The sequence below is a fragment of the Fenollaria sp. C0166D3 genome, from assembly GCF_056590255.1.
In genome coordinates this window covers 186,240-203,027 of record NZ_JBWPVU010000003.1, presented here as the reverse complement: position 1 = coordinate 203,027, position 16,788 = coordinate 186,240, and the positions used below count along the sequence as shown (strand labels likewise).

The following is a 16,788-nucleotide window of genomic DNA, read 5'->3' as shown; positions in this document are numbered from 1 at the left end:
GAACACGGAAGTTAAGGCTCTTAACGCTGAAGGTACTTGGTTGGAGACGACCTGGGATAATAGGTAGCCGCCACTTAAATAAGCTTGTGTAGCTCAATGGCAGAGCAACCGGCTGTTAACCGGTAGGTTGTAAGTTCGAGTCTTACCACAAGCGCCAAATGAGCCGGGGTGGCGGAACAGGCAGACGCACAGGACTTAAAATCCTGCGACCCTTAAAGGTCGTATCGGTTCGATTCCGATCCTCGGCACCAAAAAGACATCGCGGGATGGAGCAGCTGGCAGCTCGTCGGGCTCATAACCCGAAGGTCGCAGGTTCAAATCCTGCTCCCGCAACCATAACGATTACGGGGATAGATGAGATCCTTAAATAGATATCAAAAAGACGGTTCAGCAGACTGTTTCAAGCCAAACGAACTTCACTTTGTTCGTTCATTTGGGAAACAGGTTGCACTTGACCTACTAGAGTTCGCCCTAGCGTGCTCACTAAGTTAGGTCAATGAAATCCTGCTCCCGCAACCATAATTATTTATATAATTTAGTTGCCTTAAAAATTAATATATGCTATAATACATACAATATGGCCCTATGGTCAAGCGGTTCAAGACACCGCCCTTTCACGGCGGTTACCCGGGTTCGAATCCCGGTAGGGTCACCATTTTTATTTAATAAAAAACATTATGCATGGACGATTAGCTCAGCTGGGAGAGCATCTGCCTTACAAGCAGGGGGTCATAGGTTCGAGCCCTATATCGTCCACCATGCATGGCCCGGTAGTTCAGTTGGTTTAGAATGCTAGCCTGTCACGCTAGAGGTCGTGGGTTCGAGCCCCATCCGGGTCGCCAGTAAAAGATTAGGCGATAAATATTGCCTAAGTGCCGGCATAGCTCAATTGGTAGAGCAACTGACTTGTAATCAGTAGGTTAGGGGTTCAAGTCCTCCTGCCGGCTCCAAATCTTTTATTAATATTGCCTTATGGAAGAGTACCCAAGTGGCTAAAGGGGGCGGACTGTAAATCCGTTAGCTAAGCTTTCAGTGGTTCAAATCCACTCTCTTCCACCATATGCGGAAATGGCTCAGTGGTAGAGCATCGCCTTGCCAAGGCGAGGGTCGCGAGTTCGAATCTCGTTTTCCGCTCCATATTCTTTTTTAATACCGCAAAATTTGCGGGTGTAGCTCAGTGGTAGAGCCCCAGCCTTCCAAGCTGGTTGCGAGGGTCCGATTCCCTTCACCCGCTCCATACGTTACATGCGACTATAGCTCAGCTGGATAGAGCAACGGACTTCTAATCCGTGTGCCGGGGGTTCGACTCCTCCTAGTCGCGCCATAGCAGCAAAAATTAATATTCTTTTGCTGCTTTTTTGCATCATTAGCTCAGCTGGATAGAGTGTCTGGCTACGAACCAGAAGGTCGGGGGTTCGACTCCCTCATGATGCGCCAGCCTAGGACTAAGTATTTTCAATTACTTGGTCCTTTTTCGTATACAAATCACTATGAATATGGAGGGAGATTCATGTCAAAATTAAAATCAGCTATATTTGGTTTTGCGATTGGAGATGCTTTAGGCGTGCCATACGAGTTCAAAGAAAGACACACATATAATTGCACAGATATGATTGGCCACGGCACATGGAATCAAGAGGCAGGCACATGGTCTGACGATACATCGCTAACACTAGCCACAGCAAAGTCAATTAAGGACAGGGGATTCATTGATTTAAAAGAGATACGTAAGAATTTTGAAGCGTGGTTATATGAAGACAAATTCACTGCAAATGGTGAAGTATTTGATGTAGGAGGCACAACGCGCGGAGCTATTGAGCTTGGACATGGTTTGGACGGCTTTCATGACAATGGTAATGGATCAATTATGAGGATACTTCCACTAGCATTTACAGATGCATCAGATGAAGATATTGCCAATGTTTCAGCTATAACACACGCCCATGAGATATCAAAAAATGCTTGCATAGAATATATTCATATAGCAAGAAAATTAATAAATGGCAAAAAATATATTGATGATAGCATAAAATATGTTGATGAAAGCGAGATTAAATCAGGTGGTTTTGTACTTGACACTCTAAAAGCGTCACTATGGTGTATATTAAATACAGATAATTATAAGGATGCAGTTTTAAAAGCAGTTAATCTTGGAAGCGATACAGATACGACAGCTGCAGTCACAGGAGGCCTTGCTGGAATTATTTATGGCATTGAAGCCATTCCAAAAAAGTGGTTAGAAAAGCTTAAGAATAAAGAATTAATTGAAGAATGTTTGTTTGAATAAATTAGATTATGCTACTAAGTATTATACTTAGTAGCTTTTTTATTTTCCAAGGATAATTATAGATAAAATAAATATAACTTAACGTTAAAAAATACTTGACTGTTGAATTAATTTATGCTATTTTATATCTAAAGATGGTAAGTATGATGTGAAAATGAAAGAGGTTCACATATTAAGCACACTAAAAGAGATTAATTTAGTAAGTAATCCTGCAAGATTGAAAATAATTATAATGCTTGGCATTACAGCAAAGACGGCACAAGATCTGTTAGATGCTTTAGGAGTTAGCGGCTTAAAAATACATTATCATTTAAGGCTTTTTGAAGAGAATGGAATTATTGAGTTTGTTTATACTGACTTAATAAATGGAATAACGCAAAAATACTATAACTAACAGAAGAAATTAAAATTATGATAGGAGGCAATAAAATGGGATTGTTTAATTTATTTGGTGGGGAAAAAACAGTTGAGTTAGATAATGTAAAAAGCAATGAAAACAAAAATCGCATGAGAGAAATTTTTGATAAGCAAGTAGATAATGGTTCGGAATATAAAATAGTTTATGCTTATTCAGAAGATATTAGTGGTGCGAATTTCGTAGTGCTTCGTACCGTTTCCTATAAATACAGAAGTTTTATACTTGGCTATAAGGAAGATGATTTAAGTTTAGTTTTTCTTGAAGTAAGCCCTGATTTAAATCAGGTCGGAGAAGCACTTTTGTATAAACCACAAGATGTAAAGAAAACCAATTTTACAAAGATGGTAGGTGCATATTATTTACAGTATGGAAGTTCGTTCAAGAAAGAATTTTTCAACTTTTTTGTTCCTGAGACTATTGACGATATAGTTAACCATGATTGGTATGATGAAGATACTTTTATTTACATTGACCAAAGAGAAGTACATGGCAGCTGGGTAGATTTTTGGAATAAATTTTGTAAATAAACGATAATTTATTATGAAATTAAAACAAGCTTACACTGTTATATATATCAAGGACAAGATTACTAATAAGTTTTTGTTCTTATACAGAAATAAAAAGAAGAACGATATTAATCATGGCAAGTACATTGGCGTGGGTGGAAAGATTGAGTCGGGCGAGTCAAAGGATGAGTGCATTGTGCGCGAGGTCTATGAAGAGACAAATCTTAGTCTTAATACATTCTATTACATGGGCGAGGTTCGCTACATTGACATAGGTTCTGGCACTTATGAAACTATGTATGTATATTACAGCGATGATTATGCTGGTGTGGTTAAAGAATGTTCTGAAGGCACTCTTAAGTTTATGAGCGAGGAGGAATTCTACGAAAGTCCACATTGGGAAGTGGAAAAGATATTTCTTGATTACGCTCTAAAAAATAAACCATTCAAATCTGTTGACTATTATTACTTAAATGGTATAAATTTTAAAACGATATTACTGAATAAAGAGGTATAGCTTATATTAAGGGGTGGAGAAACTTATGTTGATTTTGAAAATATTATTATTTATCTTAGGTACAGTCTTTTCTACATTCGGATATCTTATTTATTTTAGAAAGAAATATTCTTTGATAAATTCTTTTAACTTAGATGTTGTATATAAAAGAAAAGATTCTTCTTATGCTAAAAAACTAGGCCTGATAGAATTTGTTCTTGGTTTAGGCTTAATAATGCTCGCTATAATTTTAACAATTATTAGATAGGTATAACAAAAATCAAGGGATAGACCACTGGTCTATCCCTTTGATATTAGCAAAATCTCATTCTATTTGGATCATCTCTTACGATGTCTTCCCAGAATCTATCTATCTTTATAGAATTTTTCTCAGCGAGCATCGCTATCTTTTCTCTATCTTTAGCTTCGTATATAATGCATAAACCACAGCAATGGTCTGCATTTCTCGGTGTTGGTGCTATGGTTACTTCAAAGCCATTATCTTTAAGTAGATAGTATAATTTTGTAGCCGAAGCTGAATCGCCTAAAAGAATGTAGTTTCTTAGCTCTTTCATTAAATTAGTCAAGCATTTCTAAGAAAGCGCCGATTCTTGTCTTTAATTGTTCTGCGTCTTCGTCTGTGTAGTCTGTTTCTATACCCATAACTGGTATACCTAGCTTGTTAAGTTCTTTTTCTACGAAGTAGCCTTCTGTGTCATATAGGTTACAGAACTTAAGGTTAAGGTCGATAACGCCATCTGCCTTGTATTCTTTAGCAAGTCTTACTATGTCGTCGATTCTTGCTGTGTTTGGTGTGAAGCAAGCGCAGTTTATGCTGCCAAGGTATCTTTGTGCAAGATTATGAACCATAGTATCCATATCTGCACCCGCATCTTCTTCAACAAGTTTGTAGCTGTAACGAATTCCTGTACACATTTCTTCGCAGACAACAGCTGCTCCAAGTGATTCGATGATTTGGTGCATCTTCCAGTTTGGAATAGAAAGTGGAGTACCTGTAAGAAGTATTCTCTTTGCACCTGGTTTGTAAACTGAAACTTTGTTCTTAACTCTTTCTTCAAGTTCGTCACAAAGCTTGTTAATCATTTCTGTAGTTCTTTCTGGATCGTCATAGAAAGCAACTTGTGTGATTACTAGAACATCTCTACCACTTATTGGAATTAGATCGTTCTTTCTAAATTCGTTAAGTCTCTTCAAAGCTCTTCTCTTGTTGTTAACAATATGTATAGCTTTTCTTAGTCCTTCTTCAGTAATTTCATTGCCTGTAAGCTCTTCGATTCTCTTCATGTAGCGTTTAATTTCAGCTTCCCATTTTTCGAAGTCTTCGTCTCTCTTCATTTGAGGTATGTCCATGATAAACATTGGTGCATCTTCAGCAAGTATTTCCCAAGCTTTTTTCTTGCCGTCACAAGTAGTTTCACCAACGAATAGGTCAGCTATTCTGAAGAATGGGCAAGTTCTGTCAAATCTTGCTCCTAGTGAAGCTTTGATTAGTGGGCAAGTTGCTGTAGGAAGCTTCTTTTCTCCGCCTGGCACCCAGAATTGAGATCCACTGCAAAGACCTGTAACTATTGCTCCAGCAGCTATAGGCACTTCGTCTGGTACGTGTATACAGAAAGTACCAACTACCTTGCCACCATTCTTTTGGTGTTCGATTAATTCAGCTGGTCTAATACCGTGGATATCGCCAACTACCATGTTCCAGTAGTCCATACCCTTTGGTCTGTTTTCTTGGCTTAGGAATACGTCTCCAAAAGCTCCTGGTAAAACTTCACATAGCATATCGTGTTTTTCAACGTCCATGCCTAGATTAGTCCACATTTCATGATTCTTATCCATTTTTTCCTCCTTTTAATATGCAGCCCCTTGGAGCTAGGTCAATGTTTTTGTAGCTCTCAGATATAGGGCCTTTGAGTTCATCCAGAATTATTTCTGGACAGGCGACATTAATACATTTATTCATTTTAATATTAATGTTGTTTTGATTATCTTCTAAAACCCTTTCGAGAATTTTTACTCTTTTCTCAGGTTCAGCCACATAACGAATGTAGTATTTAACAATATTATACTCATATGGCTCAAGCTTTTTTTCTATTGCCAATAGTAGCTCATCGATTTTAGAAAATATTTTTTTCATTTGCTTGTATTTTTTCTCATCAAAATTAAAGCCGTAGACAGACTTTATTACGCCGTCAATATCAGTTCCTGCAATATCCCCACTATATTCATAGATATATTTGTCGCAACTAGCACTAAAGACTTCAGTGAATTTTTTGCAAATATCCTCAATCAAAAAGATTTTGGAAGAATAGATTAGTGGGCACTTCTTTGTTGTCATGTAAATGGTCGTCGCGCTGATCATATCGCAAGTGTTGTACTCACCATAAGCTAAAATCTCTGTGTCAGTCGATTCGATTGGGTAGGGAACTAATCCATAGCTCATTAAAAATGCCTCGTCGATGTCTTTAGCAAAGTAGCCTATGACGTTATTCTCACTCATTTTAAATGTGACAGCATCGACATAAGCCTTACGCCTTAATTCTTTAAAGAATTCTACGTCTATCATTATTTTGCAAGCAGTGCAGCACCTATGGCTCCAGCAAATCTTGCATCTGGATGTGTTTTTACAGGTGCACCAAGTTTTTCGCTTAAAAGTTCAACTGTAAATTCTGAGTCGCAGAAACCACCAGTTAAGAAGTAATTATCTGATGCATTTTTTCTTGTTGCTAGTGCAGCGACTTTCTTAACTATCGAGTCAACAACACCTCTTGCGATGTCTTCACGAGGAGTGCCTTTACCCATAAGCGAGATTACTTCTGATTCAGCAAATACTGTACATACAGATGATATGTTTACAGATTGGCCTCTCTTAGCGTACTCAAACATTTCTTCTAATGAAAGTCCAAGCCTATTGGCCATAACTTCCAAGAACTTTCCAGTACCTGCAGAGCACTTGTCATTCATAATAAAGTCCATTACATTTGAGTTTTGCACAAGCATAACCTTAGTATCTTGTCCACCTATGTCAACAACAGTCATGTCTTCAGGATTTAAAAAGTGAGCGCCTTTAGCATGACAAGTGATTTCAGTAACAGTTTTGTCCGCATAAGGCACACTGATTCTTCCGTAGCCAGTCGCGGTGATCTTCACATCATCTTCGCCGTAGCCTAGTGATTTGATCCAATTTTTAATCTCTTCACCAGTTTCTTTACTGTTCCAGCCACTTGGCATGATCTTTTCGTGCAATACTTTTTCCTTGTTTTCATCTAGGATAACAGCCTTTGAAGCAGTTGATCCTATATCAATTCCTATGTAATGCATAATCCACCTCTCTTAAATTTTACCATAGTATTAGTATTAATTAAATTATATATCATAAAGAATTCACATTCAATAAGTATAGAATAATTTTATATATATGGGCCTCATTATAAATATTTTAAATAGTAGCTAGACCATAATCATGCTCATATAGAAAAATCTTAATAATTATATCTTATAATAAAGGCTGGAACTATAAAATTTTTTAATACATCGAAAAATAGCCTTTTCTTGTGATATACTCATATAAAGGAGGGATATTATGAAGAAAAAACAAAATTTGACTATCTTCATAGGAGGCGCTATTATTGGTATAATTGGAGCTTTACTTATGCACTTTGGCAACCCAGCTAACATGGGTATCTGTGTTGCATGCTTTTTTAGAGACATAGCAGGCGCACTGGGACTACACTCTGCAGGAGTTGTTCAATATATAAGACCTGAAATCATCGGTTTTATTTTAGGTGCTTTCATCATTTCTATGGCTAAGGGCGAATTCAGAGCCAAGGGCGGATCAAACCCAGCACTTCGCTTCGTTTACGGCTTCGTGATGATGATAGGCGCTTTAGTATTCTTAGGCTGCCCACTTAGAATGCTTCTAAGAATCGGCGCTGGAGACATGAACGCTGTAGTAGGTTTATTAGGCTTTATCGCAGGTATTGGAGTTGGTATTGTATTTATTAAGAAAGGTTACTCTTTAGGCAGAAACCATGATCAATCAAAATTATCTGGACTTATTATGCCAATATTTGCAGTTGTATTACTTATCTTAGCACTAGCAAAACCAGCATTCATCCACTTCTCAACAGAAGGACCTGGATCAATGCATGCGCCATTCATAATTTCATTAGTAGCAGGTTTAATCGTTGGTGGCATTTTACAAAGAACAAGACTTTGTACAGCAGCAGGATTTAGAGATGCAATACTAATCAAGGACTATCACTTCCTATATGGTATACTTGGTATAGTACTAGCAAACTTAGTTCTAAACCTTTGCCTAGGTCAATTTAATTTTGGCTTCGAAGCTCAACCAGTAGCTCACTCAGAACACTTATGGAACTTCTTATCCATGGGCTTAGTTGGTTTAACAGCTGTATTACTTGGTGGCTGCCCAATCAGACAAACAATACTTGCTTCACAAGGCGATACAGACGCATTCATGACAGTTATCGGTCTTATATGCGGAGCAGCTGCATCACACAACTTTGGCTTAGCTTCATCAGGTAAGGGAACAACTGCTAATGGTAGAGTTGCAGTTATCATCGGATTTGTATTCGTTATAATCGCAGCATACTTCATCATAGCTGAAAGAAAGAAAGGAGCTCACAATGGCAAATAATATTATTGATGCAAGAGGACTTTCTTGTCCAGAACCAGTTATTTTAGCTAAAAACGAAGCAGACAAAGGCACAAAGGACTTTACAGTTCTAGTTGACATAGAAGTTGCTAAAGAAAATGTTACAAGATATCTTGAAAATGCTGGCTACACTGTAGCAGTTAAAGAAGACGGAGAAGACTTTGAGCTTAAAGCAACAAAATAACGTTGTCATAGTAACATTCTATTCGATATCGTCGTGCCTTATGCTAAATAATAAACTCAAAGAGCTCGGCATCGAATCACTCATCATACCGACACCAAGAGATCTTTCTTCATCCTGTGGCAATAGCTTAGCCACTTCGATCAAGAACAGAGAAGTACTTGACAAGGTCATCGATGACTTTGATTATGAGGTCGATAGAGTAGAGGATTATTATTTATACGAAAGCGATAAGTTAAAAGAAATATTATAATGGATTAACAGCTACATCATGTGGCTGTTTTTCTTTTAGATATTTTTGATTTTTTCTTGTGAATGTGATATAATCTATTGTATATTATGAAAAATTTAGATTACGCGATTGATATCTTGAAAAGATTAGGTGGTTCCTCATACATTGTTGGAGGTGCTGTGAGGGACTATTTGCTATGCAAGGATGTCTACGACATAGATATATGCACGGCGAAGAGGCCTGATGAGATAATAAATCTTTTAAGTGATTATGAGCTAGATACTAAATTTATGAAATATGGCTCTGTCAAGATTAAGGGCGAGAATGCAATCGAGATAACTACATTTAGGCGTGAGGATGACTACGCTGATGGCAGGCACCCGAGCACTTTAAGTTTTACGAGCGATGTCAAAGAAGACCTTATTAGGCGCGACTTCACCATAAACACTATGTTAATGGATGAGAGTAAAAATATTTATGATTTTCTGGACGCAAAAAAAGATCTTGATGCGAAAATTTTAAGAACTGTTATTGATCCGTATGAAAGTTTTGCAAAGGACTACTTAAGAATACTGCGTTTAGTGCGCTTTGCGTCGAAGCTTGGCTTTGAGATAGAAGATGAGACTTTTAAGGCTGCGAAAAAATATGCACCTTATGTAAAAACTCTTTCAAAGGACAAATTTCGTGAAGAGTTCAACAAGATTTTGCTCCTTGACAATGCACATTACGCTTTTATACTTATGCACGAGCTGGGCATTTTGAAGGCAGTCCTTCCTGAGCTTGACAATGAATTTGACTACGACCAGAACAATCCTTATCATAGCTATGATTTATTTACTCATACGATGAAGGCGGTTGAAGCGACTGAAAAAGATTTGCCAACGCGTCTTGCAGCTTTATTTCATGACGTGGCAAAACCATTAACCCGTTCTGAAGATAGGAATGTCTCGCACTATTACGATCACGACAAAGTCGGCGCCGAGATGGCAGTAGATATTTTAAAAGTCTTTAATTATGACAAGAAGACCATAAACCTAGTTCATGACCTCATTTTAAAGCACATGAAGCAGGACCCGAACTTTGGGATAAAAGCTGTGAGAAGGCTTTATAATTACTATGGCAAGGAGAACATTTATCGCTACCTTGATTTAATTAGGGCAGATAGTATTGCTACGAGACCGGGCCGCGAGCTTGATAATATCACAAAATTTGAGACTTACATAAAAGAGATAGAAGACAGTCTTGACAAAAGCGGCGAGCTGAAACTTGCTGTTAGCGGCGACGATTTGATTGCCATGGGCTATGCGCCAGGCAAAAAATTTGCGCACGCACTTGGAAAAATTAAAGAAATGGTGAGTTTGGGCGAGCTTGAGAACGACAGAGAAACTTTGCTCCCGCTTCTTAAGGAATATATGGAGGAAGAATAATGAAGAAATTATTTGGCACAGACGGCGTCAGGGGCGTCGCTGGCGAGTTTTTAACTAGTGAATTTTCATACAAATTAGGCAAATATATAGCGGACTACTTTATTGGCGGTGAGGGCAAAAAAGTTTTTATAGCGAGCGACACAAGAGAGTCTAAGGACATGATAAAGCTATCACTTGCAGCAGCCATCACATCTATGGGACTTGATGTATATGATTTAAACGTAACATCGACGCCAGAAGCAAGCTACATAATTAGCAAGAATGATTCTTTATTCGGCATCGTTGTCTCAGCATCGCATAACCCTTATGAATACAACGGCATAAAGGTTTTTAACAAGGACGGCTACAAGCTAGCAGATGAAGTAGAAGAAGCGATTGAAACGAATATGCTAAATGACAAAGATCTAAAAAAGCCAGAGCGCTTCGGCAATTACATCACTGATGAGATTGATAAAACTGAGTATATAAGCTATTTACGCTCACTTATGAAGGACTACAGCGGCCTTAAAATTGTTTGCGACATGTCTAATGGAGCAAATTACGTGACTGCAAAAGAAGTTTTAAATGAATCAGGCGCTGAAATGATATACATTCATGACGAGCCAAATGGCAGAAACATAAATTTAAACTGCGGTTCAACTCACCTGGAATCGCTTATAGAAACTGTTAAAGACAGTAAGGCAGATATAGGCATAGCCTTTGACGGCGATGCAGATAGATTATTAGTAGTTGATAACGAAGGCAAGATTATGGACGGAGACCATATATTAGCAGCGCTTGTGACATATTTGAAAAAGCATGATAAGCTTAAGAAGAATAAACTTGTTGCGACTATCATGTCAAACATTGGCCTTAAGAAGTACCTTGATACTATTGGCGTAGAGCTTGATGTGACTAGCGTTGGCGATAGATATGTTCTAGCTGAACTAATCAAGGACGATTTATCGCTTGGCGGCGAACAATCGGGCCACATAATACTAAAGGATTATCAAAATACTGGCGATGGCCTTTTAAGCGCGATATTTTTAATCAATGCCATGACCGAGCTTAAAAAGACAGCTGCTGAATTAAACGGACTTATGAAGACATATCCACAAGTACTTTTAAACGCAAAAGTTACTAACGAGATAAAAAATAAAGTTTTAGATATAAAAAGCGTTAAAAACGCTATAGATGATTTAACTAAGAACAACCCCGACATGAGGGTAGTCATCAGACCATCAGGCACTGAGCCGCTTCTAAGGGTCATGCTTGAGGGCGAAGATGAAGATGAATTAAAAAAATTAGCAAAAGATTTAGTTGATTTGATAGAAAGAGAGACGAAATAGTTTGAAGAGAGTTTTAATAGCTTTATCGGGCGGGGTAGATAGCTCCGTCAGCGCATATTTACTAAAAGAGGCTGGTTACGATGTAGTAGCCATCACATTTAATTTATGCGACGATATTATTAAAGACAATTACACAAAGATGATAGAGGATGCAAAGAGAGTATCTGACTACCTTGGCATAGAGCATCACGTGGTTGATTACAAGGAAGACTTCAAAGAGAAGGTAATTGAGCCATTCATCCGTGAGTACGAGCTTGGCCACACGCCAAACCCTTGCATCTTCTGCAATAAAAACATCAAGTTCAAAAGATTTCACGATGAGATGAAGAACTTCGATGCTGACTTTATTGCGACTGGTCACTATGTTGAAAAATATGAGGCAAATGGCATTCACTATCTTCAAAAATCTACAAACATTAGAAAAGATCAAAGCTATTTCCTATACAATATTAAGCAAGAACAGCTGAGAGACGCGATATTCCCAGTTGGAGCTATGGATAAGGATAAAACTAGGGCCATAGCGAAGGAAGCGGGCATACCTGTATACAATAAAAAGGATTCGCAAGAGATTTGCTTTATTGCAAATGATGATTATAAGGCTTTTTTAAATAAATATTCTAAAAATATTAGCAAGAAGGGCCTAATTAAAGATAAGAACGGCAAAGTTTTAGGCGAGCACGATGGCATTAGAAACTACACTATAGGCCAAAGACGCGGACTAAATGTTGCCTTAGGTCAAAGAGCTTTTGTGACTAAGATAGATCCAGTTAATAACGAAATCATTCTTGGACCAGAAGAGGATTTATTTAAAAAGACTGCTGTAATTAAAGATGTGAACTGGATTTCAATTGATGAAATCGCTGAAGACAAGGTATATACAGCAAAAGTTAGATATAGATCAAATGATGAAAAAGCAAAAGTAAAGAAGAATGACGGCGGTACTTACACAGTTACTTTTGAAGAGCCGCAAAGAGCGATAACTCTTTCACAGAGCCTCGTTGTATACGATGGCAGAACTGTAGTAGGCGGCGGCGTTATAGTGGATTAATCATGTTTTATGTAGATAAAATAATTAAGGGCTCATCAAGTGAAAAGACCCTTAAAGAATTTTTATTAGAAAAAGAAGTTATCTATGAAGATCTTGATGCGAGCTACATTATAAGAGATGCAGGAGAAATAATCGCGACAGTATCAGTAAAGAAAAATTTAATTAAATTCTTCTACATCGATGATAAATATCAAGGCGAGGGACTAGCGATAGAGCTTATTAATAGTGCGCTTGAAGAAATCATTGCCAAAGGATATAGAAGTTACTTTGTCTTTACTAAGGCAAAGAATGAAAATATTTTCACTTCACTATCTATGGATGTTATTGAAAAGACTGATGATGTTGTTCTCTTAGAAGGCGGTTTCTTCAAGTACAAGGACTGGATAGAGACTATCAAGAAAGATCTTGATAAAGATGAGTACAATGCCATAGTCATGAATGCAAATCCACTCACACTTGGTCATGAGTACCTAGTAGATAAAGCCTTGGAAGAAGATAGGGACTTAATCATCTTCGTTTTGGAAGAGGATGCCTCATACTTTAGTACTAGGGATAGATATGAGATAGTTAAAAAGCATTATCAAGATAATGATAGGGTTCATGTCTATAAATCAGGCCCCTACATCATATCTAGAGCGACCTTCCCAACATATTTTTTGAAGAAGGATACAGATAAGCTTAAGGTGTATACAGAGCTTGATGCAAAGATATTCGCAAAGCGCATTGCAAAGGATTTGAATATCAAAAAGAGGTACTTCGGCACAGAGCCTATTGACAAAGTTACTGAAAAATACAATGAAATGATGAAGAAAATACTTTCTGAATATGGTATTGAATGTGAATTTATAGAGAGAAAGACTATAGATGGCGAAGTTATTAGCGCATCGAAGGTCAGAGAGTGCTACGAAAATGATTTTTCGGCTTGTAAAAAATATTTAAGCTCGGATGTCTATGAGCTTTTAGAAATAAAAAGGAGTGGTAACAATGATTAGCGTAAAAGAAGTTACTGACAAAAAAACATTAAAGGAATTTGCATATTTTATCTATGACTTATATGAAGGGGACAAAAACTTTGTTCCACCAATTAGAAAAGAATATTTAAAATATTTACAAGGAGTGGATAACGACCTAAACAACGCAGGACCAAATACAAAGTTTATCTGCTATGATGGGGATAAAGTAGTTGGAAGACTTTTGGTCGGAATCAACGAAATTGTCAACGATTACCACGGTTTTAAAGAAGGTTACATCTCACAATTTGAGTGTGAAAATAATTATGAATACGCTGAGAAACTTCTTGATGCAGCAGTAGAATACCTTAGGGCGCACGGCATGAATAAGGTAAAAGGACCAGTTTCACTACCAGGCGGCGAGGACAACAGAGGCTTTATAGTCGATAACTTCGAGGATCAACCATACATAATGAACACATACAACAAGAGCTACTACAATGATTTCTTCGTGAAATATGGCTTCGAAAAGTACTTTGATTGCTACGCATATAAAGACAAAATTAAAAATGCTAATATTGAAAGATTCGAAAAACTTGTTCCATATGCAATGAAGAAGTTCAATTTTAGAGTGGACAATATTGATTTTAGTAGACTTGACAGCGATGCAGCAGATATTATGCATGTAATTGAAAAAGCTATGCCTAAAGAATGGGATGACTTCGCTCCACTTGATGAAGAAGAGATCAGAAAGGTAGTTAAGCAGCTAAAACCATATGCCGATCCAGAGCTTATATTTATCGCAAGAGACAACGAAACAAACGAGCCTATCGGTTTTAACATAACTCTACCAGACTACAACCAAGCCATCAAAAAGATGAAAGGAAGACTACTTCCATTTGGCTTTATAAAGTTTTTGTATCACAAGAGAAAGATTGATAGAATTAGATTTTTCGTTTTATTCGTAGTGCCTGAGTATCAAAAGAAGGGTGTTACAAGCGTTATGTACCTAAAGACATACATCAACGCAATCAAGAAAGGCTATACAGAGCTTGAAGGATCAACAATTTGGGAATACAACAAAGATATGATGAACGACGTTGAAAGCTTTGGTGCAAAGATCAACATAACTTATAGAATTTATCAAATGGATATATAGTTTAGGGTGCCTTGCGCACCTTAAATTATTATCAAAGTTATATTTAGAGAGATTTTGGGTAAAAATTAATAGTACGGGGATGAATTTTGGTTTCGACGGGGATTTGGAATTTAGAATAGCGAGCCGGGTCGATGGATACGTCACATCTGTCAAAAAAATATAAACGCAGAAAACAATAATTTTGCATACGCTGCCTAGTTAGGCGGCTCTCAATATAGAGTTTTCTCGTTCGGCTTTATATTGGGTCAACTTAGACGAGAAAATCTTTTAGCCAAGCTTAAAAGCTAAAAGATTATTTCAAAGCTAGCTAAGACTTTATTTTGCTTTTTAAATTGGTCTTAGTGAAGTTTGATAAAAAGCTGCGCTCGGAGAAGTTCTTTAGGAAGGGTTTTCGGACAGGGGTTCGACTCCCCTCATCTCCACCACATTGCTTATAGACTTAGTCTATAGGCTTTTTTTATGTGGTTTTTATAAAATAGTATTGATTTTTTTTTATGTTATGATTTAATAAAGTAATAAAAAAGGAGTGAATGTAGTGGCAATTGCATCTTTGATTTTAGGCATAATATGCTTATTAGTATCTTTTTCAATTTTTAAAGATATGTCGTTAATTTGTGGGGTTATAGGAATAGTATTAGGTATTATTGCTATTGTAAAGAAGAAAGGTAAAGTGCTAGCTATTATAGCTATTGTTTTATCCATAATTGGACTAATTGTTTTATTTTCAGATGGAGGAAAAGACAATTCCGGCACAATTACAAAAGTAGAAAATCAGTCAGAAAGCAGTTCTACATCGTCAGAAAATGAAACATCAAGCTCTGATAACAATACAGAGTCTGATGCAGAGACAGTTATGGGCATTGGTGATACTTGGACTGTAGAAAATCAATGGAAATTAACTATTAATTCTGTAAAAAGTACAGATGAAAGAAATGAATTTTCAGACAAAAAACCTGAACAAGTTGTAATAGTAACATATAGTTATGAGAACTTAGGATATAAGAGTGATTTTTCTGATGGACTATTCTTTGGTTTAGATCCTGGTTTAGATGTAACAGTAGTTGATGAAAAAGGAGAAGTAGCTGAAAGTTACCCAGGGGATGTAGCTAAGTATCCACAAGAAACTCCTGAAGGAGCTAAATGTAGCGAAGCACAATCAATTATAGGACTAGCTAATAAGAGTGAATATATAACAATGACAATAAACAAATACGATGGAGATGGCAATTCTCAATCAGTTAAATGTAAATTAAAAGTGGATTAGTTATTAAGAGATAAAGTATATTTATAAAGTCTAATTTGTTCATACAAGTTAGACTTTTATTTTATTTAAACAATTTACTATAAGAATAAGCAATTGCAAGCATCATAAAGCTTTATGAATAAAAGTTCATAAAGTTGTTTCATTTTTATCAAATTTATGGTATAATATATCTGGTGATTCTATGGACATCGATAAAATCAAAAAGGGACTAAAGATATTTCTTATAGTCATACTGATAATAGTATTTATAAATATAATGAATAAAGACTTCTTTAATCAAAGCGATGGCGAGGTCAAGGTCGATAGAGCTTTTGACACTGGGTCCAAGGACTCTTTGAGCGAGGCTGATGCTGAAGAGGGCTACATCTACACTCACATCACTGGCGAGATTAAAAAGCCTGGTGTATACAAGATGAAGGCTGGCACTCGTATGGACGACCTTGTTAAAGAGGCGGGCGGTCTTACTGAGGACGCTGACATCGACTTAATCAATCTATCTGAAAAGCTAGTTGATGAGGAAAGAATCATTGTTCCTGCTAAGGGTGCATCTAATAATACAGACGAAACAAGTCATGCGGCAAGCGCTGTTCAAACGAAAAAGATCAATATCAACACGGCTGATCTAAATGAGCTCACATCAATACCGAGCGTTGGTGAAAAGACTGCGCAAAAGATTATTGATTATAGAGAGAAAAAGAAGTTTAAAAAGATTGAAGATATCATGAACATAGAAGGAATCGGAGAGAATAAGTTTAAGAATATGAAAGATTACATAAGCGTAAACGGAAGGTGATTG

At 37.0% G+C, this 16,788-nt stretch carries 19 protein-coding genes, 12 tRNA genes, 1 rRNA gene and 1 other RNA gene; 29 read left to right on the top strand and 4 right to left on the bottom strand.

Features of this window, described 5'->3' with window-relative positions; all coding sequences use genetic code 11:
- The 18 genes from rrf to AC1EJ0_RS03390 all read left to right on the top strand — a co-directional run.
- A 5S ribosomal RNA gene (gene rrf / locus AC1EJ0_RS03475) occupies positions 1–76 on the top strand; the annotation flags it as partial.
- Between the two features lie 6 nt (positions 77–82).
- Positions 83–157 (top strand) — tRNA-Asn (locus tag AC1EJ0_RS03470).
- Between the two features lie 5 nt (positions 158–162).
- Positions 163–251, top strand: a tRNA-Leu gene (locus AC1EJ0_RS03465).
- 9 nt (positions 252–260) lie between these two features.
- Positions 261–336, top strand: a tRNA-Met gene (locus tag AC1EJ0_RS03460).
- Between the two features lie 18 nt (positions 337–354).
- Positions 355–492, top strand: a complete 138-nt coding sequence (locus AC1EJ0_RS03455; protein ID WP_480023105.1) for a hypothetical protein — start codon at positions 355–357, stop codon at positions 490–492.
- Between the two features lie 87 nt (positions 493–579).
- Positions 580–655, top strand: a tRNA-Glu gene (locus AC1EJ0_RS03450).
- A 28-nt stretch (positions 656–683) separates the two neighbouring features.
- Positions 684–759 (top strand) — tRNA-Val (locus AC1EJ0_RS03445).
- Between the two features lie 5 nt (positions 760–764).
- Positions 765–842, top strand: a tRNA-Asp gene (locus AC1EJ0_RS03440).
- A 32-nt stretch (positions 843–874) separates the two neighbouring features.
- A tRNA-Thr gene (locus AC1EJ0_RS03435) sits at positions 875–950 on the top strand.
- A 24-nt stretch (positions 951–974) separates the two neighbouring features.
- Positions 975–1,059: transfer RNA gene (locus AC1EJ0_RS03430), tRNA-Tyr, on the top strand.
- A 3-nt stretch (positions 1,060–1,062) separates the two neighbouring features.
- Positions 1,063–1,137 (top strand) — tRNA-Gly (locus tag AC1EJ0_RS03425).
- A gap of 26 nt (positions 1,138–1,163) precedes the next feature.
- A tRNA-Gly gene (locus AC1EJ0_RS03420) sits at positions 1,164–1,237 on the top strand.
- Between the two features lie 10 nt (positions 1,238–1,247).
- Positions 1,248–1,324: transfer RNA gene (locus AC1EJ0_RS03415), tRNA-Arg, on the top strand.
- Positions 1,325–1,360: 36 nt separating this feature from the next.
- Positions 1,361–1,437, top strand: a tRNA-Arg gene (locus AC1EJ0_RS03410).
- 73 nt (positions 1,438–1,510) lie between these two features.
- Complete coding sequence (locus tag AC1EJ0_RS03405; protein ID WP_480023106.1) at positions 1,511–2,287, top strand: ADP-ribosylglycohydrolase family protein; 777 nt, start codon at positions 1,511–1,513, stop codon at positions 2,285–2,287.
- A gap of 154 nt (positions 2,288–2,441) precedes the next feature.
- Positions 2,442–2,681: an ArsR/SmtB family transcription factor gene (locus AC1EJ0_RS03400; RefSeq protein WP_294794947.1), complete on the top strand. Its 240-nt coding sequence runs from the start codon at positions 2,442–2,444 to the stop codon at positions 2,679–2,681.
- 35 nt (positions 2,682–2,716) lie between these two features.
- Positions 2,717–3,232 carry a hypothetical protein gene (locus AC1EJ0_RS03395; RefSeq protein ID WP_480023107.1) on the top strand — a complete coding sequence of 172 codons (516 nt, stop codon included), beginning with the start codon at positions 2,717–2,719 and terminating at the stop codon, positions 3,230–3,232.
- A 13-nt stretch (positions 3,233–3,245) separates the two neighbouring features.
- Positions 3,246–3,728: an NUDIX hydrolase gene (locus AC1EJ0_RS03390; RefSeq protein ID WP_480023108.1), complete on the top strand. Its 483-nt coding sequence runs from the start codon at positions 3,246–3,248 to the stop codon at positions 3,726–3,728.
- Between the two features lie 293 nt (positions 3,729–4,021).
- On the opposite strand, the gene AC1EJ0_RS03385 is transcribed toward AC1EJ0_RS03390, so the two are convergent.
- The 4 genes from AC1EJ0_RS03385 to AC1EJ0_RS03370 are packed head-to-tail and all read right to left on the bottom strand — an operon-like array spanning position 4,022 to position 7,046.
- Entirely contained in the window at positions 4,022–4,282 is a 261-nt protein-coding gene (locus AC1EJ0_RS03385; protein WP_058260662.1) for a putative Se/S carrier protein, read from the bottom strand.
- A 4-nt stretch (positions 4,283–4,286) separates the two neighbouring features.
- Positions 4,287–5,564, bottom strand: coding sequence for a double-cubane-cluster-containing anaerobic reductase (locus AC1EJ0_RS03380; protein WP_058260661.1), 1,278 nt, complete (start codon positions 5,562–5,564; stop codon positions 4,287–4,289).
- Complete coding sequence (locus tag AC1EJ0_RS03375) at positions 5,557–6,291, bottom strand: hypothetical protein (protein ID WP_480023109.1); 735 nt, start codon at positions 6,289–6,291, stop codon at positions 5,557–5,559. Before AC1EJ0_RS03375 ends, AC1EJ0_RS03380 begins: the two co-directional genes overlap by 8 nt.
- Complete coding sequence (locus AC1EJ0_RS03370; RefSeq protein ID WP_480023110.1) at positions 6,291–7,046, bottom strand: acyl-CoA dehydratase activase; 756 nt, start codon at positions 7,044–7,046, stop codon at positions 6,291–6,293. Before AC1EJ0_RS03370 ends, AC1EJ0_RS03375 begins: the two co-directional genes overlap by 1 nt.
- Before the next feature lie 262 nt (positions 7,047–7,308).
- Between AC1EJ0_RS03370 and yedE the strand changes: the two genes are divergently transcribed.
- The 11 genes from yedE to AC1EJ0_RS03315 all read left to right on the top strand — a co-directional run bounded on the left by yedE (position 7,309) and on the right by AC1EJ0_RS03315 (position 16,785).
- Positions 7,309–8,385: a YedE family putative selenium transporter gene (yedE, locus tag AC1EJ0_RS03365; RefSeq protein ID WP_480023111.1), complete on the top strand. Its 1,077-nt coding sequence runs from the start codon at positions 7,309–7,311 to the stop codon at positions 8,383–8,385.
- Positions 8,375–8,587: a sulfurtransferase TusA family protein gene (locus AC1EJ0_RS03360; RefSeq protein ID WP_058260657.1), complete on the top strand. Its 213-nt coding sequence runs from the start codon at positions 8,375–8,377 to the stop codon at positions 8,585–8,587. Before yedE ends, AC1EJ0_RS03360 begins: the two co-directional genes overlap by 11 nt.
- The gene (locus AC1EJ0_RS03355) at positions 8,565–8,837 is read left to right on the top strand and encodes a putative Se/S carrier protein (RefSeq protein ID WP_480023112.1); all 273 of its coding nucleotides are present in this window, start codon (positions 8,565–8,567) and stop codon (positions 8,835–8,837) included. The genes AC1EJ0_RS03360 and AC1EJ0_RS03355 overlap by 23 nt, the downstream gene beginning before the upstream one ends.
- Positions 8,838–8,923: 86 nt before the next feature.
- Positions 8,924–10,243 carry a CCA tRNA nucleotidyltransferase gene (locus AC1EJ0_RS03350; RefSeq protein ID WP_480023113.1) on the top strand — a complete coding sequence of 440 codons (1,320 nt, stop codon included), beginning with the start codon at positions 8,924–8,926 and terminating at the stop codon, positions 10,241–10,243.
- The gene (gene glmM, locus AC1EJ0_RS03345; protein WP_480023114.1) at positions 10,243–11,571 is read left to right on the top strand and encodes a phosphoglucosamine mutase; all 1,329 of its coding nucleotides are present in this window, start codon (positions 10,243–10,245) and stop codon (positions 11,569–11,571) included. The genes AC1EJ0_RS03350 and glmM overlap by 1 nt, the downstream gene beginning before the upstream one ends.
- A gap of 1 nt (position 11,572) precedes the next feature.
- Complete coding sequence (gene mnmA / locus AC1EJ0_RS03340; RefSeq protein ID WP_480023115.1) at positions 11,573–12,619, top strand: tRNA 2-thiouridine(34) synthase MnmA; 1,047 nt, start codon at positions 11,573–11,575, stop codon at positions 12,617–12,619.
- A gap of 2 nt (positions 12,620–12,621) precedes the next feature.
- Positions 12,622–13,611, top strand: coding sequence for a GNAT family N-acetyltransferase (locus AC1EJ0_RS03335; protein ID WP_480023116.1), 990 nt, complete (start codon positions 12,622–12,624; stop codon positions 13,609–13,611).
- Positions 13,604–14,728 (top strand): hypothetical protein, encoded by a 1,125-nt coding sequence (locus AC1EJ0_RS03330; RefSeq protein ID WP_480023117.1) that lies wholly within the window; start codon positions 13,604–13,606, stop codon positions 14,726–14,728. Before AC1EJ0_RS03335 ends, AC1EJ0_RS03330 begins: the two co-directional genes overlap by 8 nt.
- A gap of 75 nt (positions 14,729–14,803) precedes the next feature.
- Positions 14,804–15,153: a transfer-messenger RNA gene (ssrA, locus tag AC1EJ0_RS03325) on the top strand.
- Between the two features lie 110 nt (positions 15,154–15,263).
- Entirely contained in the window at positions 15,264–15,992 is a 729-nt protein-coding gene (locus AC1EJ0_RS03320) for a DUF4190 domain-containing protein (RefSeq protein WP_480023118.1), read from the top strand.
- 181 nt (positions 15,993–16,173) lie between these two features.
- Positions 16,174–16,785 carry a helix-hairpin-helix domain-containing protein gene (locus AC1EJ0_RS03315; protein ID WP_480023119.1) on the top strand — a complete coding sequence of 204 codons (612 nt, stop codon included), beginning with the start codon at positions 16,174–16,176 and terminating at the stop codon, positions 16,783–16,785.
- The last annotated feature ends 3 nt before the right edge of the window (positions 16,786–16,788 follow it).